The 18,869-nt window shown below is 72.4% G+C and carries 21 protein-coding genes, 1 tRNA gene and 1 pseudogene; 15 read left to right on the top strand and 8 right to left on the bottom strand.

The window, feature by feature from the left end; genetic code table 11:
* Position 1: 1 nt before the first annotated feature.
* A complete protein-coding gene (locus LB823_RS18185; RefSeq protein ID WP_224649756.1) occupies positions 2-367 on the bottom strand; it encodes a hypothetical protein in 366 nt (121 codons plus the stop codon).
* Positions 368-568: 201 nt separating this feature from the next.
* Here LB823_RS18185 and LB823_RS18190 point away from each other — a divergent pair, with 201 nt between their 5' ends.
* Entirely contained in the window at positions 569-1,408 is an 840-nt protein-coding gene (locus LB823_RS18190; protein WP_224649758.1) for an alpha/beta fold hydrolase, read from the top strand.
* A 134-nt stretch (positions 1,409-1,542) separates the two neighbouring features.
* Complete coding sequence (locus LB823_RS18195) at positions 1,543-1,848, top strand: hypothetical protein (protein ID WP_224649760.1); 306 nt, start codon at positions 1,543-1,545, stop codon at positions 1,846-1,848.
* Positions 1,849-1,871: 23 nt separating this feature from the next.
* Here the strand turns inward: LB823_RS18195 and LB823_RS18200 are convergent, their stop codons facing one another.
* From LB823_RS18200 to LB823_RS18210, 3 genes are read right to left on the bottom strand one after another with little or no spacing between them, the layout of a single operon-like run.
* Positions 1,872-2,360 carry a GNAT family N-acetyltransferase gene (locus tag LB823_RS18200; RefSeq protein ID WP_224649762.1) on the bottom strand — a complete coding sequence of 163 codons (489 nt, stop codon included), beginning with the start codon at positions 2,358-2,360 and terminating at the stop codon, positions 1,872-1,874.
* 9 nt (positions 2,361-2,369) lie between these two features.
* Positions 2,370-2,780: a VOC family protein gene (locus tag LB823_RS18205; RefSeq protein WP_224649765.1), complete on the bottom strand. Its 411-nt coding sequence runs from the start codon at positions 2,778-2,780 to the stop codon at positions 2,370-2,372.
* Positions 2,781-2,829: 49 nt separating this feature from the next.
* Positions 2,830-3,708, bottom strand: coding sequence for a crotonase/enoyl-CoA hydratase family protein (locus LB823_RS18210; RefSeq protein ID WP_224649767.1), 879 nt, complete (start codon positions 3,706-3,708; stop codon positions 2,830-2,832).
* A gap of 41 nt (positions 3,709-3,749) precedes the next feature.
* Here LB823_RS18210 and LB823_RS18215 point away from each other — a divergent pair.
* Positions 3,750-3,821: transfer RNA gene (locus LB823_RS18215), tRNA-Thr, on the top strand.
* A gap of 17 nt (positions 3,822-3,838) precedes the next feature.
* Positions 3,839-4,006: a hypothetical protein gene (locus LB823_RS18220; protein ID WP_224649769.1), complete on the top strand. Its 168-nt coding sequence runs from the start codon at positions 3,839-3,841 to the stop codon at positions 4,004-4,006.
* Positions 4,007-4,089: 83 nt separating this feature from the next.
* Here LB823_RS18220 and LB823_RS18225 read toward each other — a convergent pair whose 3' ends face one another.
* Positions 4,090-5,796 (bottom strand): aldehyde dehydrogenase family protein, encoded by a 1,707-nt coding sequence (locus LB823_RS18225; RefSeq protein WP_224649771.1) that lies wholly within the window; start codon positions 5,794-5,796, stop codon positions 4,090-4,092.
* A 166-nt stretch (positions 5,797-5,962) separates the two neighbouring features.
* Between LB823_RS18225 and LB823_RS18230 the strand changes: the two genes are divergently transcribed.
* The 6 genes from LB823_RS18230 to otsB all read left to right on the top strand — a co-directional run bounded on the left by LB823_RS18230 (position 5,963) and on the right by otsB (position 12,613).
* Entirely contained in the window at positions 5,963-7,159 is a 1,197-nt protein-coding gene (locus tag LB823_RS18230; RefSeq protein WP_224649773.1) for a CdaR family transcriptional regulator, read from the top strand.
* A 99-nt stretch (positions 7,160-7,258) separates the two neighbouring features.
* Positions 7,259-8,605 carry an NAD(P)/FAD-dependent oxidoreductase gene (locus tag LB823_RS18235; RefSeq protein ID WP_224649775.1) on the top strand — a complete coding sequence of 449 codons (1,347 nt, stop codon included), beginning with the start codon at positions 7,259-7,261 and terminating at the stop codon, positions 8,603-8,605.
* 149 nt (positions 8,606-8,754) lie between these two features.
* Positions 8,755-10,182, top strand: a complete 1,428-nt coding sequence (locus tag LB823_RS18240; RefSeq protein ID WP_224649778.1) for a threonine/serine exporter ThrE family protein — start codon at positions 8,755-8,757, stop codon at positions 10,180-10,182.
* A gap of 55 nt (positions 10,183-10,237) precedes the next feature.
* On the top strand, positions 10,238-10,399 hold the full coding sequence (locus LB823_RS18245; RefSeq protein WP_170181081.1) for a hypothetical protein: 162 nt from the start codon (positions 10,238-10,240) through the stop codon (positions 10,397-10,399).
* 7 nt (positions 10,400-10,406) lie between these two features.
* Entirely contained in the window at positions 10,407-11,852 is a 1,446-nt protein-coding gene (locus LB823_RS18250) for a trehalose-6-phosphate synthase (protein WP_224649780.1), read from the top strand.
* Positions 11,849-12,613, top strand: coding sequence for a trehalose-phosphatase (gene otsB, locus LB823_RS18255; RefSeq protein ID WP_224649782.1), 765 nt, complete (start codon positions 11,849-11,851; stop codon positions 12,611-12,613). Before LB823_RS18250 ends, otsB begins: the two co-directional genes overlap by 4 nt.
* Before the next feature lie 170 nt (positions 12,614-12,783).
* On the opposite strand, the gene LB823_RS18260 is transcribed toward otsB, so the two are convergent.
* The 3 genes from LB823_RS18260 to LB823_RS18270 are packed head-to-tail and all read right to left on the bottom strand — an operon-like array spanning position 12,784 to position 15,852.
* Positions 12,784-13,629, bottom strand: coding sequence for a transglutaminase family protein (locus LB823_RS18260; protein WP_224649784.1), 846 nt, complete (start codon positions 13,627-13,629; stop codon positions 12,784-12,786).
* Positions 13,596-14,771 carry an Ig-like domain-containing protein gene (locus LB823_RS18265; RefSeq protein ID WP_224649798.1) on the bottom strand — a complete coding sequence of 392 codons (1,176 nt, stop codon included), beginning with the start codon at positions 14,769-14,771 and terminating at the stop codon, positions 13,596-13,598. Before LB823_RS18265 ends, LB823_RS18260 begins: the two co-directional genes overlap by 34 nt.
* Before the next feature lie 19 nt (positions 14,772-14,790).
* Complete coding sequence (locus LB823_RS18270) at positions 14,791-15,852, bottom strand: UDP-N-acetylmuramate dehydrogenase (protein ID WP_224649786.1); 1,062 nt, start codon at positions 15,850-15,852, stop codon at positions 14,791-14,793.
* A 24-nt stretch (positions 15,853-15,876) separates the two neighbouring features.
* On the opposite strand from LB823_RS18270, the gene LB823_RS18275 reads away from it, so the two are divergent.
* The 5 genes and pseudogenes from LB823_RS18275 to LB823_RS18295 form a co-directional block, all read left to right on the top strand.
* A complete protein-coding gene (locus LB823_RS18275) occupies positions 15,877-16,392 on the top strand; it encodes a DUF2505 domain-containing protein (protein ID WP_224649788.1) in 516 nt (171 codons plus the stop codon).
* 18 nt (positions 16,393-16,410) lie between these two features.
* Entirely contained in the window at positions 16,411-16,920 is a 510-nt protein-coding gene (locus LB823_RS18280) for a DUF2505 domain-containing protein (RefSeq protein WP_224649790.1), read from the top strand.
* 4 nt (positions 16,921-16,924) lie between these two features.
* Complete coding sequence (locus LB823_RS18285; RefSeq protein ID WP_224649793.1) at positions 16,925-17,692, top strand: class I SAM-dependent methyltransferase; 768 nt, start codon at positions 16,925-16,927, stop codon at positions 17,690-17,692.
* A 148-nt stretch (positions 17,693-17,840) separates the two neighbouring features.
* Positions 17,841-18,647 carry a carbon-nitrogen hydrolase family protein gene (locus tag LB823_RS18290; RefSeq protein WP_224649800.1) on the top strand — a complete coding sequence of 269 codons (807 nt, stop codon included), beginning with the start codon at positions 17,841-17,843 and terminating at the stop codon, positions 18,645-18,647.
* A gap of 17 nt (positions 18,648-18,664) precedes the next feature.
* Positions 18,665-18,869 (top strand): annotated as a pseudogene (locus tag LB823_RS18295) (hypothetical protein); the annotation flags it as partial.

The following is an 18,869-nucleotide window of genomic DNA, read 5'->3' on the forward strand; positions in this document are numbered from 1 at the left end:
TCTAGAGCGCCGGCTCGTAGGAGATCTGGTAGCCGTTCGGGGCGATGACGGCGAGGCCGCGGCCCACGTCGACGCGGTAGGTGTAGCCGTTGTTGACGGCGCTGTACGACGCGCCGTTCGACCACACCACGGGCGCGGTCACGGCGAGGCCGTTGCCCTTGCCGAAACCGCGGTACTCCGTGCGGCCGTCGCCCTGCCAGCGGCAGATCGACACACTGGAGCTGGGGGTCTCGAGGTGCGTGACCGTCCATTGATGCACGTCGCAGCCGTTCGGCGACGCGTTGGCGGCCCCCGGCGCAACGGCGGCGATCCCTGCAGCTGCCGCCAGGGCGGCGGTGGCGGCGACGATCTTCTTGCGGATGATCATGACGACTGCTTCTCCGTGGACGTTTGCTGACCTCCCCATCGTCGCGCGCAGGTCTTGAGCCCTGCTCAAGAGACACTTAAGAGCCAGGTCAGCGCACGCAGCACGGCAAGCGATGCCGCGCACCCGGCACGTGCGCAGATCCGCGCGGACCTCCGCCCCTGGTCGGATGCCGCGCACCGTCGGGCGTGGTTGGCTGAGGGCATGACGGAACGGATCACGGAGTTCACGCGCTCGGGCCTGACCTTCCCGGTGGTCGACAGCGGGCCGATCGACGGCGAGATCGTCGCACTGCTGCACGGCTTTCCGCAGACCCCCACCTCCTGGGCGGCGACGGCCGAGCACCTGCACGAGCAGGGGTACCGCACCGTCGTGCCGTGGCAGCGCGGGTACGCGCGGACCGCCAGCCCGGCGCGGCGCTGGCAGTACCGCAGCTCCGAGCTGGCCGCCGACGCCGCGGCGCTGCTGGAGCGGACGGGGCCGGCACATCTCGTCGGGCACGACTGGGGATCGTCGACGGCGTGGCTCACGGCCGCCACCTACCCGCACCTGGTGCGCACGCTGACCGCCGTCTCCGTGCCGCACCCCTTCGCCTTCCTGCGGGCGTTCCTCCGCTCCGACCAGGCGCTGAAGTCGTACTACATGTACCTGTTCCAGATCCCCGCGGTGCCGGAGCTGCTGGCCCGGCGGTTCCCCGGGCGCTTCGAGGCCTTCCTCCGCGGGAGCGGCATGCCCGACGATGCGATCCGCACCGTCGTGGACGAGGTGCTGACGCCCGGGCTGCTGGGCGGCGGCCTGAACTACTACCGCGGGATGCCGTTCACCACGGTGAAGCCGGGACAGAACACGCGGATCACGTGCCCGGTGACCTACATCTGGAGCACCGACGACGTCGCACTGACCAGGGCCGGAGCCGAGCTCGCGGGTGAGTACGTCGACGGGCCGTACCGGTTCGTGGTGCTCGACGGGGTGAGCCACTGGATCCCCGACGAGCGGCCGGAGGAGCTCGCGGCGGAGATCGTGGGCACGGCCGCGCTGGCCTGAGCGGGATTCCGCCGTGGCCGCCCTCCCACGACCAACAAGTTGTTCGAACATCATTCGATTTCGTTATAGTTTCGTGATGTTGTGATCGAACGTCGGTGGTAGACTGGAGGCATCACCGAACGCGGGGGTGCGTCATGAACGGCAGCGCAGGGAACGACCACATCACGTGGCTCGAGGCTGCCGAGAGGAGCATCGCGGAATTCGCTCTCGCGACCGCGATCGCCGACGAGATCGCCGAACTCGACGCCGCGGAATCCGCTGCGTACGAGGCCTCATCGATGTCGGACGAGGTTCTTGAGACCTCGCCGTGTCGGATCAACACTGCCGCGCGAGTGCGGCCCACTGGGGCCGCCGTCCGTTCGACGCTCCGCCCGGGGGAACGCCCCGTCGGCCGGCGGCGCCGAACCGCCGCGGATCCCGTCGCGGCCCGCTCCCCGTAGGCGCGGGTGTTCGAGCGATCCCGCTAGAGGATCCGCTGCATCAGGACCAGGTCCAGCCAACGACCGAACTTGATCCCCACCTGGGGCATCTGACCGGTCACACGGAAGCCGAGCTTGCGGTGCAAGGCGACCGAGGCGTGGTTGGACTCCTCGATCGCCGCGACGACGACGTGCACGTCGGACTGCTGCGCGCGCTCGATGAGCGCGTTCATCAGGGCCTCGGCGATGCCACGCCGGTAGAAGCCGTCGGCCACGTACACCGAGTTCTCGACGGTGTGCCGGTATCCCGACTTCGCACGGAAGGGCCCGTACGAGGCGTAGCCGCCCAATTCACCGTCGACGAGGGCGACGAGGACCGGGAAGCCACCGGCCCGACGCTCGGCGAGCCATGCCTCGCGCTCGGCGAGGTCGGCCTTCTCCTCGGACCAGATGGCGGTCGAGTTCTCCACGGCATCGTTGTGGATGACGAGGATCGCCGGCAGGTCGGCCGGCTGGGCGTCGCGGATCTCCATGCGGCCAGCTTATTGCTCGGCCACGAAGATGCAGAACGGGTGCCCGTCGAGGTCGGCGTAGACGCGCAGCGGATCCTCCGGGTCGTCGAGTCGGTCCTCGATGAGCGTGCCGCCGAGTTCCAGGACGCGGCGGTGGTGCTCCGCGAGTTCGGCGTCGTCGCGGGCGGCGAAGTCGAGGTGCAGCTGCTGCGGCACGTCCATGGACGGCCACGTCGACCGGGCGAACGCCGGCACCGTCTGGAAGCCGAGCAGGCGGCGGCCGTCGGTGCCGAGCAGCACGATGAAGGTGGGATCCGCCGCGCCGTCGCGCGGCTCGTCGCCGGGGAGGTACGCGAGACCGAGGAGGGCGCGGTAGAACTCCGCGGACCGTCGTGCGTCCGCGGCGTCGATGACCAGCTGCCGGAAGCGGGGAGGTGCCATGCGCCCAGGGTAGGCGCGCTCCCCGGCCCGGCGCCGGTCCTCGCGACAGCTAGTCGGCGACGATGCGGGGCGTCTCCGAGGCCTTGGCCGTGAACTCGGGCGCGCGCTTCTCGAGGAAGGCGGCCACGCCCTCCTTGCCGTCGCCGATCGACGAGTAGTACATCGCCAGCGAGTCGGCGAGGTGCGCGTCGAGCGGCTTCGCGGAGCCGAGGCCGCGGTAGATCAGCTGCTTGTTGAGCGCGACGCCGGCGGCGGAGCGTCCCTTCACCCACGAGCGCGCGAGCTCCTGCGCGGCGGGCACGAGTTCGTCGGGTTCGTGCAGGCTGCGGACGAGGCGGCCCTCGCGCGCCTGCTCGGCGGTGAGGATGTCGGCGGAGTAGACCCACTCCAGCGCCAGCGCGGGGCCGACGATGCGCGGCAGGAACCAGCTGGAGCAGGCCTCCATGACGATGCCGAGCCGGCCGAAGACGAAGCCGATGCGCGCCTTCGTCGACGCGAGTCGGGTGTCCATGGCGAGGGTCATCGTCGCGCCGATGCCCACCGCGGGGCCGTTGATCGCGGCGATCACGGGCTTGGGCAGCGAGTAGATCGCCAGCGTGAGCTTGCCGCCGGTGTCGCGCACGCCGTCCTGATACGGGGCCTGGTCGTACGCGGCGGCGAACTCCTCGGGGGTCGGCTGCACGGACTCGTCGAGCCCGAAGACGTTGCCCTCGCCGGTGAGGTCCATGCCGGCGCAGAAGGCGCGGCCGGCGCCGGTGACGACGACGGCGCGCACCTCGTCGCGCCGGGCATGGACCTCGAAGAACTCCGTCAGCTCCCGCGCCATCGTGACGCTGAAGGCGTTGAGCTGATCCGGGCGGTCGAGCACGAGGGTGGCGATGCCGTCGTCGTCGAGCGTCCAGCTGATGGTCTCGAAGGAGTCAGTCATGCTGGTCACGATATGCTGGCGCCGCGGCCGCGAGGCCGCGCGCCTCCCTAGCTCAGTGGTAGAGCACCGCTCTTGTAAAGCGAAGGTCGTCGGTTCAATCCCGACGGGGGGCTCCGCGAAAGGAGCGACGATGTCCACCACCGTTCAGGTCGTCCTGATCACCGCGCTGGTGCTCGGCCTCGTCGCCGTGGTCTTCGGGCTCGTGTACCTCTGGAACTCCAAGGTCGAGGGCACCGCCCGCGAGCAGAAGATCGACGGCTTCTTCGACCGGCTCAGCGATCGGTTCTTCGACCGCTGATGTGAAAAATCGACGCCGCTGCGCCGTTTCGCGGACATGAGGTCGGCGTGTCGGGCGATGCGGCGTCGATCTTTCACCGACCGTCAGCCGCGCAGGGCGGAGGCGAAGATGCCGGGCAGCTTCAGCCACGAGGGCTTCGCAGCGAACTCGGTGAGCCGACGGCCCGTCGTCGCGCCGGTGCGGTTGGTGACGAACCACGGCGGCTTCGGCGACATCGACAGCTCGCCGCCCGCGAACGAGCGGGGCGACGGGCGGAAGGGACCGCGCACGACGGTCCGCTCCACGTCGTCGAGGAGCAGCGCGTTGTGGACGACGCCGATGCCGCTCTGCACGTCGTCGATGGTGTGCCCGGGGAAGGCGCCCCACGACGCGCGGGCGGTGAGGTAGCCGACGCCGGTCCAGGCGTTCACCGCGATGGTGCCGTAGCGCAGGTCCGCGATCGCCCGATCGAACGCCGCGCCGAGGGCCTTGATGGTCGCGGGGTCGGCGACGATGTTCACGCCGAGCGTGCCCTCGAAGTCCTCGTTGGCGGCGCGGACGGCCGTCGCGAGGAAGCCGGCGGCGTCGCCGGGGAGCTCGAGCACGCCGTATACCGGCGCGAAGTACTCGGTGTGCAGCGCCTCCTCGGTCCGGTCGGCCTGCAGGCCGAAGACGAGGGTGCGGGCACCGTCGGGCCCGACGGCCTGCGCCCGCTCGCCGTACCCGGCCCGGGCGGCGGCCACGCGATCGGCGGAACCCGGGTAGTAGTCGCGGCGCGACGGTGCGCGGTCGAAGGCCCCGCGCAGCTCGCGGAGGAACTCCTCCTTCTGCGGCCAGTCGGCGCTGATGACGGCGACCTGCGAGGCGACGCAGTTGTAGCCGTTGTTGTGCAGGCGCTGCGTGGCGAGGTGCTCGGCCTGGAACCGCAGGTCGGCGGCCGACCACTCGCCCGGCACGACGATGGTCGGCGAGACGCCGCCCAGCTCGCTGGTGATCGTCTTGTCGAGCAGCGGCCGGTTCTCCGCCTTGCGCTGCGCCCCTTCGGAACCCGTGCCGAAGACGATGGCGTCGTGGGTGCGGGCACTGCCGGTCATGTGCACCGTCGTGATGCCGGGGTGGTTGACCAGGGCCCCGCCCACGTCGGCGCCGCCGGTCACGATGCGGACGACGCCGTGGTCGATGAGCGGCGCGAAGGCGGCGCTGTAGGTGTCCAGCAGCGGGTCGGTGACCGGGTTGAGCTTGAGCAGCACCACGCGGTTGTCGGCGTAGAGCTGGTACAGCGTGTCGAGCGGCGGGATGGAGAAGATGTTGCCCGCGCCGAGCACCCCGGCGATGCCGTGGGTCACCGTCGGATCGAGGGAGCCGAGGCCGGCGCGGTCGCGGACCGACGCGGCGTCGACGCCCGGGACGGTCCAGACCTGCGCGCTGAACCCGCTGAGCAGGAGCTGGTCGAAGGCGCTGTGCGGCAGCACCTCGACGGCCGAGCGGCCGCCGGGCGCGGGGCTGATGGTGAAGCCGTCGACGGGGCTGCGGCCCTCCTCGAGCGCCGCCAGCGAGGTCGCGAGGGCCTCGCAGGCGGTGATCACCGAATAGGGGCCGGAGAGCCACTCCTCGCCGAGCAGCGTGGAGTCGGCGGGCAGGCCCTTGATGCCGGCGGCCGCGTCGACCCACTGTTGCGCGACGGCCGCGGTGGCCGCGCGCACCTCGTCGAGCAGGGCGCGGCGCCCCGCGAGGGTCGTGGCGGCCCAGGTGCGCTCGCCCTGCTGCAGGTCGGCGACGGCGGCGTCGAGGACTGATTCGGTGGTGGTCATGGGCTCTCCGGTCTCCGTACGGCCCCGGGGTGAGCCGGGTCACTGTTCCCCTTCGAGTCTGACCGCCCACGGCGTCGCGGGCATCGTGCCGGAGTTCCGCCTGCACACGGGCCGTGTTGTGCTCACGCACAACGACCGGGCGGGGACGGGCGGCTACCATCGAGGGGTGTCGACGATCACAGCACCGTCCGGTGCCTCCCCGGCGGAGTTCGCCCGGCTGCTGGTGGACGACGTGGACGCGCTCACCGACGAGCTGGTCGAGCGGATCCTCACCGGCGAGCACGCCTACGCCGAGAGCACGCTCATCACCCCGGACGAGCTGCGCGAGGCTGTGCACGCGAACCTCGACTCGGTGCTGCGGCAGCTGGGCGGCGACCCCGAGGAGGACCTGCACGCCGCCCGCGCCACCGGCCGCCTCAAGGCCGAGTACGGCTTCCCGCTGGCCGCCCTGCTGCACGCCTACCGGCTGGCCGGGCGCCTCGTCTGGGACCACATGCGCGCCGCGTGCGTCGACCACCCCGAACTGCTGCCCGACATCGGCGGCGACGTCTGGCGCATCATCGACGACTACTCGACCGCCGCCGCCGAGGAGTACGGGCGCGCTGTCGCCGATCGCACCACCCGGCACACCGAGCTCCTTCGCGTGGAGCTGCGCGCCCTGCTCGACGGGGTGCTCGAGCCCGGCCGCCTGCACGCCGCGGCGCAGACGCTGCAGCTCCCCGCGACCGGGACCTTCCTCGTCGTCTGCGCCGAGGCCGGCACGGACCCCGCGGCCACGAGCGGCGAGCCGTACGCCGTCATCGACCGCCGGCTGCGGGACCGGCTCGTCGCCGCGCACTGGATGTCGGACGTGCAGACCCGCATCGGGCTGCTGAGCCTGAGCACCCCGCACGTGCTGCCGCAGGTCCTGGAGCTGCTGCGCACCGAGGCGACCGGACGTGTGGGCATCAGCACGCCCTTCACCGCGCCGCTCGACGCGCGCGACGGGCTGCGGCAGGCGGAGCTCGCGATGGCCAGCCTGATCCCCGGCGAGGCGGCGACCGAGTCCTACGGACAGTCGGCGCTGCCGCTCGCGCTCGCGCACTCCCCGGCCGCGGCGCGGGAGCTGCGGGACGCGGTGCTCGGCCCCGTGCTCGCGCTGCCGGAGGCCGACCGCGACGCCCTCATCGCCACCGTCCGGGCCTGGTTCGACTGCGGCGGTTCGCTCGTCGCCACCGCCGAGCGCCTGCACTACCACCGGAACACGATCAACCACCGGCTCCGCCGGATCGAGCAGCTCACGGGCCGGGACCGCTCCGACCCGCGGGCCGCCGCGGAGCTGTACGCCGCGGTCCTCGCGGACCGGCTGTTCGGGCGCAGCTAGGCACCGGATCAGGTGAAACGTCCCACGGGGGTCGAACCATCCGTACAATCAGTCATACGACCGACTTTATTGCGGCGCCCGCCGCGGAACGGAGACGCCATGACGGACCGGCCCGAGGCGCACCCCCAGACGCAACCCGACGAGCCCACCGTCGAGGAGCGCACCGTCGTCGTGGTGGGGGCGGGCGTCGCCGGCCTGCGCACCGCGCTCGACCTCCACGACCGCGGCGTCGACGTCCTCGTCCTCGAGGCCGCGCCCCGCGTCGGCGGCCGCGTGCTCACCGAGACCACCGCGCTCGGCAGCCACGTGGACCTGGGCGGGCAGTGGATCGGCACCGGCCACCATCGGTTCACCGCGCTCGCCGCCGAGTACGGCGCGCAGGTCTTTCGGATGGAGACGCCCCGGCTGCCGAGGCTGGTGGACGGCCCGCGGACCGTCGGCGTCACGAGCCCGACGTTCCTCCTGGCCGGCGCCGCGCTCGCCGCCTGGGAGGGCCTCGTCCGCCTCGGCGGGCCGCACGTCGGGCGCGACGTGCTCGTTGCCGACCTGCTGCGCCGCGTCCCGGGCCGCGCCCGCCGGCTCCTGCGCGTCCTGTTCGAGATCGCCTCCACCGCCGACCCGGAACGCCTCACCCTGCGCGACTTCGCCGCCACCGTCCGCACCATGGAGGGCCTGACGACCGCCATGACCACGCGGGGCGGGGCACAGGACTCCCTGGTGGTCGACGGTGCCGGCACCATCGCGGTCCGCATGGCCGAGCGGCTCGGGGACCGCGTCCGCACCGAGAGCCCCGTGCTCGCGATCCACCGCGACGACGCGTGCGCGACGGTGCACACCGCCACGGGCGCCGTGCGCTGCCGTCGCGTCGTGGTCACCGCGCCCCCGCCGATCGCCGCGGCGATCGAGCACCGTCCGGCCCTGCCCGCCGAGCGCGCCCGCGCCGAGCGGGGCATGTACATGGGCTCGGTCTACAAGGCGCTCGCCGTCTACGAGCGGCCGTTCTGGCGCGGGCGCGGGCACGCCGAGCTGATCGCGATCGACGATCCGGGCGTGGGCGTCTTCGACACCTCGCCCCCGACCGCCGACGGTCCCGGGCACCTCTGCCTGCTGGTCGGCGGCACCGACGCCCGCACGCTCGACGACCTGAGCCCGGCGGACCGTCGGGACGCGCTGCTCGGGCGCCTCGCCCACCACCTCGGCGACGACGTGCGCGCCCCGGCGGGCTGGCACGAGAAGTCCTGGCACCTCGACGAGTACGTCGGCGGCGGCTACCTCGCCTTCCCCGACCCGGCCGCGGGCGGGATGCCCTTCCCCCTCGGCCACGCGCCCGCGGGGACCGTGCACTGGGCCGGGACGGAGACCGCCGGCGAGCACGCCGGGTACATCGAGGGCGCCCTCGAATCGGGCGAACGGGCGGCCGCGGAGGTGCTCGCCGCACTGGGCTGAGACGGGCGCGGGCGCGGCGCGGATCCGAGGCCGGATCCGACGCGGATCACAGCGCCGCGAGGGGGCCGGAAACCGGCGTGATCTGGCACAGTAACGAACGAGGTCCGTGCCACGACACCGACGTGTTACCCCCGAGGAGGTGCCCCACCGTGAAGCCCGCGTTCCGCGATCGCCTCGCGCACGCAGTCCAGGCCCTGACCGGCCGGAACGCCGCGACCGTCGACACCGCCGGAATGCCGGTCCTGACGCCGCTGCAGCCCGTCGACCTCCGCGACAACGAGACCGTCGGCGAGGTCCTCGAGGTCGCGATGAAGGTCGGCGAGGTGCTGCTGGACTCCGGGACCGGCGCCGTCGACACCGAGGCGCAGGTGCGGTACGTCGCCGCGACCTACGGCATCGACGACGTGACCGTGAGCGTCACCTACAACGCGATCACCGTCTCCGTGCAGCGCGGGCGCGGCCTGCCCCCGTCGACCTACATCCGGATGGTGAGCCACCGGTCCCTCGACTACACGCGGCTCTCGCAGGTCGACACCCTGGTGCGGCGCATCGGCCGCGGCCGGATCCGCCCCGACCAGGCGCTCGCCGCCCTCGAATCGATCATGACCGCCGGGCACCCGTACCCGCGCGCCGTCGCGACCTTCGGCTGGGCGCTCATGGCCGGCGCGCTGACGCTGCTCCTCGGCGGCGCCCCCGCGCTCGCGGCGGTGGCCTTCGTCAGCACCGCGCTGATCTACGCGGTCAACGTGCGGCTGAGCCAGTGGGGGCTCCCGTACTTCTTCCAGCAGGTCGTCGGCGGCTTCCTCGCGACGCTGCCGGCCGCGCTGATCTACCGGCTGTCCGTCGAGTACGGGTGGGACGTGCAGCCCTACCGAGTGATCGTCGCCGGGATCATCGTGCTCATGGCGGGGCTGTCGCTGGTCGGCTCGGTGCAGGACGCGATCACCGGGGCGCCGGTGACGGGCGCGGCCCGGTTCTTCGAGGTCGTCGTGTTCACGGGCGGCGTCGTGGCCGGCGTCGGCATGGCCCTGAGCGTCACCGCCCAGCTCGGCGCGACCCTGCCGCCGCTGCAGCAGCAGCCCTTCGACTACGCGCCGCTGCCGATCTTCGTCGCCTCGTCGGGCGTGGCCGCCGCCGCCTTCGCGCTGGCCGGGTACGCGCAGATCCGGGCGCTCACCGCGTCCTTCCTCGCGGGCTGCGCGGGCGCCGGCGTCGCGGGGTCCGTCCTCAACCTGGGCCTCGGGCCCATCGTCTCGTCGACGGTGGCCGCCACCGTCGTCGGCCTGGCCGGCGGTCTCCTCGCCCGACGGGCCGTGGTCCCCCCGCTCATCGTCGCCGTCGCGGGCATCACGCCGCTGGTCCCGGGCCTCGCGGTGTACCGCGGACTGTCGGAGCTGATGGAGGGGCAGACCACCTCCGCGCTGACCAACATGGCGACCGCGCTCACCGTCGGCTGCGCGCTGGCCGCGGGCGTCACGCTGGGCGAATGGGTGGCCCGCACACTGCGCCGGCCGCACCTCCCGCCGACCCTGCGACCGCACATCGGGGGCATCACGTTCCGCCGGGTCCGCGACTGAAACGTTTCGCAGGTAAACTGTCCTTGCTCGTCAATTCCCGAACGAAGGTGCGTTCATGCCCCCGAAGACCACGCAGGACATCAGCGAAGACGAACTCGAGCCCGTAGCGGACGAGACGGCTTACCAGGCCCAGCGGGTCGTCGCTGCGTACGCGGAGGACGCCGACGAGTGCCGCATGCTGCTGTCGATGCTGGGCATCGGCCCCAAGGAGGCGTAGCCCACTCATGGCCGCTGCGGCGTTCGGATCATCTGATTTCATCGTCGTGGCGAACCGGCTTCCGGTCGACGTCGAGAAGGCGCCCGACGGGACGCTGACCTGGAAGGAGGCCCCCGGCGGCCTCGTGACCGCCCTCAAGCCGATCCTCAGCGCCCGCAACGGCGCGTGGGTCGGCTGGCCCGGCGCCCCGGACGTCGGCGGCGAGCCGATCGAGGGCGAGGACATGCTCCTCGTGCCGGTCAAGCTCAGCGCCCAGGAGGTCGAGGAGCACTACGAGGGCTTCTCCAACGGCAGCCTGTGGCCGCTGTACCACGACGTCATCGTCAAGCCCGAGTACCACCGCGAATGGTGGAACACCTACGTCGAGGTCAACCGGCGCTTCGCGGAGGAGACCGCCAAGGTCGCGGCCGAGGGCGCCACCGTCTGGGTGCAGGACTACCAGCTGCAGCTGGTGCCCAAGATGCTGCGGATGCTGCGGCCCGACGTGAAGATCGGCTTCTTCCTGCACATCCCCTTCCCGCCCGTCGAGCTGTTCATGCAGATGCCGTGGCGGCGCGAGATCATCGAGGGCATCCTCGGCGCCGACCTCGTCGGCTTCCACCTGCCCGGCGGCGCGCAGAACTTCCTCTACCTCGCCAGCAAGCTCGCGGGCTACGCGACGAGCAAGAACTCGATCGGCGTGCGCTCGAAGTTCGGGGTGGTCACCGTCGGCTTCCGGTCCGTGCGGGTGGGCGCCTTCCCCATCTCCATCGACTCCGCCGACCTCTCCGCGACGGCGAAGCTGCCCGAGACGAAGCAGCGGGCGCGGGCCCTGCGCAAGGAACTCGGCAACCCCGAGAAGATCCTGCTCGGCGTCGACCGGCTGGACTACACCAAGGGCATCGACGTGCGGCTGCGCGCGATCGGCGAGCTGTACCAGGAGGGCCGCCTCGATCCGGAGCGGCACGTCTTCGTGCAGCTGGCGACCCCGTCGCGCGAGCGCGTCGAGTCCTACAAGGTGATGCGCGACGACATCGAGCGGCAGGTCGGCCGCATCAACGGCGACTTCGGCCGCATTGGCCGGCCGGTGATCCACTACGTCCACCGCCCCGTGCCGCGCCGCGAGCTGCTCGCCTTCTTCGCCGCCGCCGACGTCATGCTCGTGACCCCGCTGCGCGACGGCATGAACCTGGTGGCCAAGGAGTACATCGCCTGCCGCAACGACTCCACGGGCGCACTGGTGCTCAGCGAGTTCACCGGCGCCGCCGCCGAGCTCCGCCAGGCCTACCAGTGCAACCCGCACGACCTCGAGGGCGTCAAGAACGCCATCGACGAGGCCGTGCACCAGGAATCCGAGGACGGCAAGCGCCGCATGCGCACCATGCGCCGCCAGGTCCTGCAGTACGACGTCGACCGCTGGGCCCGCTCCTTCCTGCAGACCCTCGCCGGCACCGTCGACGAGACGCCCGCGTGAGCCTGCCCGCCGAGCTGTCGCAGGCGCTGACGCGGTTCGCCGGGCTGCCGGCGGTGCTCGTGGCCACGGACTACGACGGGGTCGTCGCGCCGATCGTCGCCGACCCCGCCGCGGCGTTCCCGCTGCCGGGGACCGTCGCCGCGCTGGAGGGCCTAGCCGTGCTCCCGGGGGTGACGGTGGCGCTCGTCTCCGGCCGCGACCGCGCAACGCTGGGGCGGCTGTCCGGCGCGTCCCCGTCGCTCGTGACCGTGGGCAGCCACGGGGCCGAGTGGGACGAGGGCTTCGAGGGGGCGCTGACCGCCGACCTGGTGGAGCTGCGGGCGACGGTGCTGTCCGGCCTCACCGCGATCGCCGAGCGTTTCCCCGGCGCGGCCGTCGAGCCCAAGCCGCTGGGCGCGGCGCTGCACGTGCGCAACGTCGTCAATCAGTCCGCGGGGCCGGTCGCGTTGGAGGAGGCCCGACGGGGCCCCGCCGCCCTGCCCGGCGTGCACGCCACCGACGGCAAGGCCGTCCTGGAGCTGACGGTGCTCGACGCGTCCAAGGGCCGCGCGCTGCAGACGCTCCGCGAGCGCACCGGCGCCGCCGCTGTGCTGTACCTCGGCGACGACGTCACCGACGAGAAGGCCTTCGCGGTGCTCACCGAGGCCGAGGACGTCTCCGTGAAGGTGGGCGACGGTGCCACCGCCGCCCGCTTCCGCGTCGACGGGCCCGCCGACGCGCGCGCGGTCTTCGAGGAGCTGCTCGCGCTGCGTCGCGGCTGAGTCTCGTCGAAGCTCCTCCGGAGGCGGGTGCGTCTCCGCGGCAGGCCATGCGTGGGACGCATGCCCTCTGATTCAGAAACACCGCGTGAACTGCGAATTCATCAGGCATGCGTGGCGCGCATGGCTCTCGCGCAGCAACACCGACCCGTCGAGCAGCGGGTAGGTGCGGCTCAGGCGATGGGGATCAGCGCATGGGGGTCGTCGTAGGGCAGGGGCGCGGCGGACTCGGCGGTCACCGTCAGGCGGTCGAAGCGGATGGAGCCGCCGTGGTTGTCGAGGAAGGCGATGTCGGCGGCGTCGCGGCCGGTGGCGATGCGCACCATCGCGCCGCGCGGGGCGAGCCCGGTCCCGTCGAGCACCCACCAGCGGCCGTCGACCATCACCTCGGCCACGGCGTGGAAGTCCATCGGGTCGCAGCCCGGCGCGAAGACCGCGCTCATCCGGGCGGGCAGCTTCAGGGCGCGGAGCAGCGCGATCGTCAGGTGGGCGTAGTCGCGGCAGACGCCGGCGGACGCGAGCAGGGTATCGGAGGCACCGTCGACGGAGCGGCTGGCGCCGGGCAGGTAGTCGAGCCGGCTCGCCACGAACTCCCGCACCGCCACAGCACGTTGTGCATCTCCGACCACGCCCGCGAACTGCTTCGCGGCGTAGCCGTAGAACCGGTCCACCTCGCAGTAGCGCGAGGGCCGCAGGTACAGCGACCGCAGGTACGCATCGCCGGGCTCCGGCGCCGCGAAGCCCGCGACCTGCGCGTGGTACTCCAACAGCACGATCCCGGGCCCGGCGTCGACGCGGTGGATGCGACCGCCGTGCGGCCCGACGACCTCGTGGACCGGCAGGGGCGCACCGTCGAGCGTGACGGCGAGCGACTCCTGCACCTGCAGGCCCGGCACCCGCGCGACGGTGGCCTGATACTCCAGCACGGTGGGGGCGAGCACGGTGCACGCCACCCGCGCGGACATCCTCCGCGCGCCGGGGATCACTAGTTCTTCGACAGCGCCGACATCGATTGCCACGTCGGCCAGTCTAGGGTCCAGTCGTAGATGTCCCCGTCCGCCTCCGAGAGCTCGATCGACGTGCCCGTGACCTCGACCGGATCGCCGAACAGCGCGCTCTCGAAGTAGCGCTGCGCGTCCTCGAGCGAGAGGTTGATGCAGCCGTTGGTGACGTTCGAGGCGCCCTGGTTCCCGACGGTGTTCGGGTTGGCGTGGATGAACTCGCCGTTGTTGGAGATCCGCACCGCCCAGCGCTCGCGCACGTTGAAGTACCCGGCGGCGGGGTTGGACATGGCGAAGTCCTCGTGCTTCTCGCTCACCACGTGGATGCCCGAGCGGGTGACGTTGCGCGGCAGGTCGCCCTCGCCGTACGAGCAGGGCAGGTCGAGGTGCACCTGGTCGCCCCGCATCACCCGGATCCGGTGCGACGGCGCCGAGGCCTTGACGATCTGCGACCGCCCGACGACGAAGTCGCTGGTCACGTCGCTGGCGCCGTACTGGCCGCCGCCGTGGTCGAGGCCGTAGAGCTTGGCGTTCATCGCCACCTTGGTGCCGGGCGCGAAGTACGCGCGCGGGCGCCAGTGGGCGCGGGAGCCGTTGTCCTCGGGCAGCCAGGCCCAGGCGCCCTCGGTGTGCGGGGTCGTGGTGACCTCGAGGGCCTTCTCGACGGCCGCCTTGTTCTCGACGGTGCCCGCGAACTTGAGGATGAGCGGCGCGGCGATGCCGACCTCGGCACCGTCGGCGATGTTGACCTGAACGGACATCGTCGCGTCGGGCGAGACGACGGAGACCTCGCCGTCGAGGCTCGACCAGGTGCCGCCCTCACCGTCCGCGGCGCCGGACCAGCGGTAGGTGGCGCCGAAGCCGAGGGGCTCGCTCGTCGAATAGGTCACACCGTCGGGCGACGCGGTCAGTTCGACCTTTTTGCCCGATTGGGTGTTGGTCAGCGCGACGCCCGGACGGAAGGTGCCGCCGCGGACCCGCACGGAGACGGTGTCGCGGGGGCCGATCTTCTTCCCGGCCCCGGGGGCGTACTCGAAGGTGGGAGCATCGGCCCTGGTCTCACCGATGCCGCCGTCGCGGGTGCAGGCGGTCGCGGCGACGGCCACCGTCGCCGCGGCACCGCCGAGGAAGGCACGCCGACGCACGGGCGCGCGAAACATGTCGAACACCGTATGAATTCTACTGGCGCAGCGGGGGAAGCTCCGCACCCACGAGCACGGGCTCGGGCCGCAGCTCGACGCCGAACCGGGCGAACACCCCATCCCGGACCTCGCCCGCGAGGGCGAGCAGTTCCGCCGTCGTGCCGGTGCCGCGGTTGGTCAGCGCGAGGGTGTGCTTCGTCGACAGCGAGACTCCCGTGCGGCCACCGTCGTAGCCCTTGCCGAAGCCGGCCCGCTCGATCAGCCAGCCCGCGGAGAGCTTCACGCCGTCGGGCGCGGGGTACTGCGGCGTGCTCTCTCCCGTCGCCTCCTCGATGCGCCGCACCGTCGCGGCGGCGGTCGCGGCCGGCACGACGGGGTTGGTGAAGAAGGAGCCGACGCTCCAGGTGTCGTGGTCGGCCGGGTCGAGCACCATGCCCTTGCCGCGGCGCAGCGCCAGCACGTGCTCGCGCGCGAGTGCCGGGTCGACGGTGGCACCGGGCTCGGCGCCCAGGGCCCGCGCGAGCTCGCCATACCGGACGGGGGCCGACGCACCGTCGGACAGGGCGAACCGCACCCGGAGCACGACGTCCGCCGGGCCCGAGGTCGCGTCGTGCTGCTTGAGCCGCGACGTGCGGTAGGCGAGGCCCAGCGTCTCGGGCGCGACCCACGCGGTCTCGCCGGTGGCGCGGTGGAAGAGCTCGACGGCATCGAGCCACGCGGACACCTCGACGCCGTACGCGCCGACGTTCTGCACCGGCGTCGCGCCCGCGGACCCCGGAATGCCGGACAGGCATTCGAGGCCGCCGAGCCCGGCGTCGACGGACGCGGCGACGACGTCGTCCCAGACGGCGCCGGCGTCGGCGGTGAGCACGGTCCCGTCGATCGCGATCGCGTCGTGCGCCAGGTGCACGACGGTCCCGTCGAAGCCCGCGTCGGAGACCACCAGGTTGGAGCCGCCGCCGACCAGCAGCACCGGCTCGCCCGCGGCGTCGCAGCGCGCGACCGCCTCGGCGACCGCCGCGGCAGAATCGCAACGCAGGTAGGCGCGGGCGGGGCCGCCCAGGCGCAGCGTGGTCAACTCCGATAGCAGTTCAGGCACCCCGCAACGGTAACGTGTCCGGCTATGACCACCCGTCTCGAGCGCTCGCTCGACTACGCCACCAGTCCGGCCGCGCTGCACGCCGCGTTCACCGACGATGCGTACTGGCCCGCCCGTGTGGCCGAGGTCGGCGGCGAGGGCGCCCGCGTCGCGGAGCTGTCCATCACCGGCGAGGGCGCCGCGCGCTCCGTGCGCGTGCTCGTGGTGCACGTGATCGGCGAGGACAAGCTGCCGCCCGTCGTCACCGCGGTCCGCCCCGGCGGCCTGGAGATCCACCGCGTCGAGGAGTGGGGCCCGTTCGACGGCACCCGCTGCGAGGGCCGCTTCTCCGCCGACATCCAGGGCGTTCCCGCGCAGCTGTCGGGCACCGCCGTCCTGGAGGCGGGCCCCGAGGGCGCGCGCATCACCGCCGACGGCGAGGCCAGCGTGTCGATCCCGTTCGTCGCGAAGAAGGTCGAGTCGCTGGTCGTCGAGAACCTGCAGGAGCTCATGGAGAGCGAGCGGGAGTTCACCCTGCAGTGGATCGCGGAGCATCCCTGACCGGTAAGGTTCCCCCACATGGCACGACGTCTCAGCTACTCGGCGCGCTTCCCGTTCCCCGCCGACGTCTTCTACAACGCGTACTCCACCAAGGAGTACTGGACCGAGAAGATGACCGACTTCCGGAACCTGACCCCGCTGTCGGAGCTCTCCGAGTTCGACGTCGACGACGAGGGCATCACGGTCGTCCAGAAGCAGAACCTGCCGCACGAGTACCTGCCGCCGATCGCGCAGGGCGTCGTGAAGAAGGACATGATCATCACGCGCGAGGAGTTCTACGGCGCGTGGGACGGCGAGAGCTCGATCGGCGACTACAAGGCGTCGATCCCCGCGGGCCCCGGCTCGCTCAAGGGTGAGGCCTCGCTGTTCAACACCGAGACCGGCTGCACCATGCGCTACACCACCGTGGTGAAGGTCTTCGTGCCGTTCGTGGGCACCAAGCTCGAGCAGCTCATCCTCATCAACCTCGTGGACCTGTTCCGCGCCGAAGCCGAGTACCTCAAGTACTGGGTCGACAAGAACAACTGACCTCGTGCCCTCCCCCGAGGGTCGGATCACGCGCGGCACGACCGGACTCAATCGGCTGCGCCGCAGCGACCGCTGGTCGGTGCACTCCCCCGCGGCGACCGCCGCGCTGGGCGGGCCGTCGCCGCTGGCGGTCGACGTGGGCTACGGCGCCCGCCCGAACACCACCCTTGAGTGGGCCGCCTGGCTGCGGCGCGTGTCGCCGACGGTGCGCGTGACCGGCCTCGAGATCGACCCCGACCGCGTGGTGCCCGGCCGCGACGGCGTGCAGTTCGCGCGCGGCGGCTTCGAGCTCGCGGGGCTGCGCCCGAACCTGGTGCGCGCCTTCAACGTGTTGCGGCAGTACGACGAGTCCGAGGTGGCCGACGCTTGGGCGATGGTCACCTCCCGCCTCGCGCCGGGCGGCGTCTTCGTGGAGGGCACCTGCGACGAGCTGGGCCGACGGTGCTGCTGGCTCACCCTCGACGCCTCCGGCCCGCGCTCGCTCACGCTGGCCTGGCACCCCGGATACACCGGCCACCCGTCGGACCTGGCCGAGCGGCTGCCGAAGGCGCTGATCCACCACAACGTGCCGGGCGAGAAGATCCACACCCTGCTCACGCTGGCGGATCGCTGCTGGGACGAGGCCGCCGGTTACGCGCCCTACGGCAACCGGATCCGCTGGCGCGCGGCGGGGATCGCGCTGGCCGAGCGCACCGGCGGCGCCGCCCGCCCGCCCCGTCGCCCGGTCCGCGACAACCTGCTCACGGTCGACTGGTCCTTCGTCGCGCCGTAGGCGGCTCAGGATGTCGAGGTCTGCGGCATCGGAGGTGGTCTCACGCACGTCCGAGTGCGCAGGAGTCGACATCGTGAGGCAGGAGTCGACATCGTGAGGCGCGGTCACCTATCGAGCGCGAGTCAGTAGTGTGGTGCGCATGACATCGCTGACCGTCGCGCTGGCGCAGATCGAGGCCACGACCGACCCGGCGGCCAACGCCGCGCTGGTCGAGGACGATCTGCGGCGCGCGGCCGACGCCGGCGCGGCCCTGGCGGTCTTCCCCGAGGCCACGATGTGCCGGTTCGGGGTGTCGCTCACGCCGGTCGCCGAGCCGCTCGACGGGCCGTGGGCCACGCGCATCGCCGAAGCCACGCGGGCCACCGGCGTGCACGTCGTCGCGGGCATGTTCACCCCCGCAGCCGACGGTCGCGTCCGCAACACGCTGCTCTCCGCCGCCCCCGACGGCACCCGCACCGCGTACGACAAGATCCACCTCTTCGACGCCTTCGGCTTCGCCGAATCGCGCACCGTCGAGCCCGGCGAGCACGCGGTGCTGATCGACGTCGGCGGGGTCACCGTGGGGCTGAGCACCTGCTACGACCTGCGCTTCCCCGCCCTCTACCAGGGGCTCGCCGACGCCGGCGCCCGCGTGATCGTCACGCCCGCGTCGTGGGGCGACGGCCCCGGCAAGCTCGACGCCTTCACCACGCTCGCCCGCGCGCGGGCGCTCGACTCCACCACCTACGTCGTCGCCGTCGACCAGGCGCGACCGTCCGACCCGGAGCCCGGCACCGCGCCCCGCGGGGTGGGCGGCTCGCTCGCCGTCGGGCCCGACGGTGCCGTGCTCGCCTCCGCCGGCGACGGGCCGGAACAGATCGTCGTCGACCTGCCGCTCGCGCGCGTCGACGAGGTGCGGGCCGCGCTGCCCGTGCTCGCCAACCGCAGGGACTTCACCGTCGCCACCCAGGGATGAGGAACAATCTAACGCCGATGGACACGAACCCGAACGCCCCGCAGAACCCCGGCCCCCCGAACGGCCCGCAGAACGGCCCACAGGATCCGAACCTGACGCGGCCGATGACCCCGGCCGACCGCCAGCCGCCGCAGGCACCGCAGCAGCCGCAGGCGCCCCAGCAGCAGCCCCAGGCGCAGCAGGCCCCGCAGGGCCCCGGCCCGCAGGACGGCCTGACCCGGC

Source organism: Tsukamurella sp. M9C, from assembly GCF_020169415.1.
Taxonomy (GTDB): Bacteria; Actinomycetota; Actinomycetes; order Mycobacteriales; family Mycobacteriaceae; genus Tsukamurella.

What these genes read in the sequence shown, in the direction of transcription:
- LB823_RS18185 (WP_224649756.1), bottom strand. Translation starts at nt 367, where the DNA reads ATGATCATCCGCAAGAAGATCGTCGCCGCCACCGCCGCCCTGGCGGCA.
- LB823_RS18190 (WP_224649758.1), top strand. Translation starts at nt 569, where the DNA reads ATGACGGAACGGATCACGGAGTTCACGCGCTCGGGCCTGACCTTCCCG.
- LB823_RS18195 (WP_224649760.1), top strand. Translation starts at nt 1,543, where the DNA reads ATGAACGGCAGCGCAGGGAACGACCACATCACGTGGCTCGAGGCTGCC.
- LB823_RS18200 (WP_224649762.1), bottom strand. Translation starts at nt 2,360, where the DNA reads ATGGAGATCCGCGACGCCCAGCCGGCCGACCTGCCGGCGATCCTCGTC.
- LB823_RS18205 (WP_224649765.1), bottom strand. Translation starts at nt 2,780, where the DNA reads ATGGCACCTCCCCGCTTCCGGCAGCTGGTCATCGACGCCGCGGACGCA.
- LB823_RS18210 (WP_224649767.1), bottom strand. Translation starts at nt 3,708, where the DNA reads ATGACTGACTCCTTCGAGACCATCAGCTGGACGCTCGACGACGACGGC.
- LB823_RS18220 (WP_224649769.1), top strand. Translation starts at nt 3,839, where the DNA reads ATGTCCACCACCGTTCAGGTCGTCCTGATCACCGCGCTGGTGCTCGGC.
- LB823_RS18225 (WP_224649771.1), bottom strand. Translation starts at nt 5,796, where the DNA reads ATGACCACCACCGAATCAGTCCTCGACGCCGCCGTCGCCGACCTGCAG.
- LB823_RS18235 (WP_224649775.1), top strand. Translation starts at nt 7,259, where the DNA reads ATGACGGACCGGCCCGAGGCGCACCCCCAGACGCAACCCGACGAGCCC.
- LB823_RS18245 (WP_170181081.1), top strand. Translation starts at nt 10,238, where the DNA reads ATGCCCCCGAAGACCACGCAGGACATCAGCGAAGACGAACTCGAGCCC.
- LB823_RS18250 (WP_224649780.1), top strand. Translation starts at nt 10,407, where the DNA reads ATGGCCGCTGCGGCGTTCGGATCATCTGATTTCATCGTCGTGGCGAAC.
- LB823_RS18265 (WP_224649798.1), bottom strand. Translation starts at nt 14,771, where the DNA reads ATGTTTCGCGCGCCCGTGCGTCGGCGTGCCTTCCTCGGCGGTGCCGCG.
- LB823_RS18275 (WP_224649788.1), top strand. Translation starts at nt 15,877, where the DNA reads ATGACCACCCGTCTCGAGCGCTCGCTCGACTACGCCACCAGTCCGGCC.
- LB823_RS18280 (WP_224649790.1), top strand. Translation starts at nt 16,411, where the DNA reads ATGGCACGACGTCTCAGCTACTCGGCGCGCTTCCCGTTCCCCGCCGAC.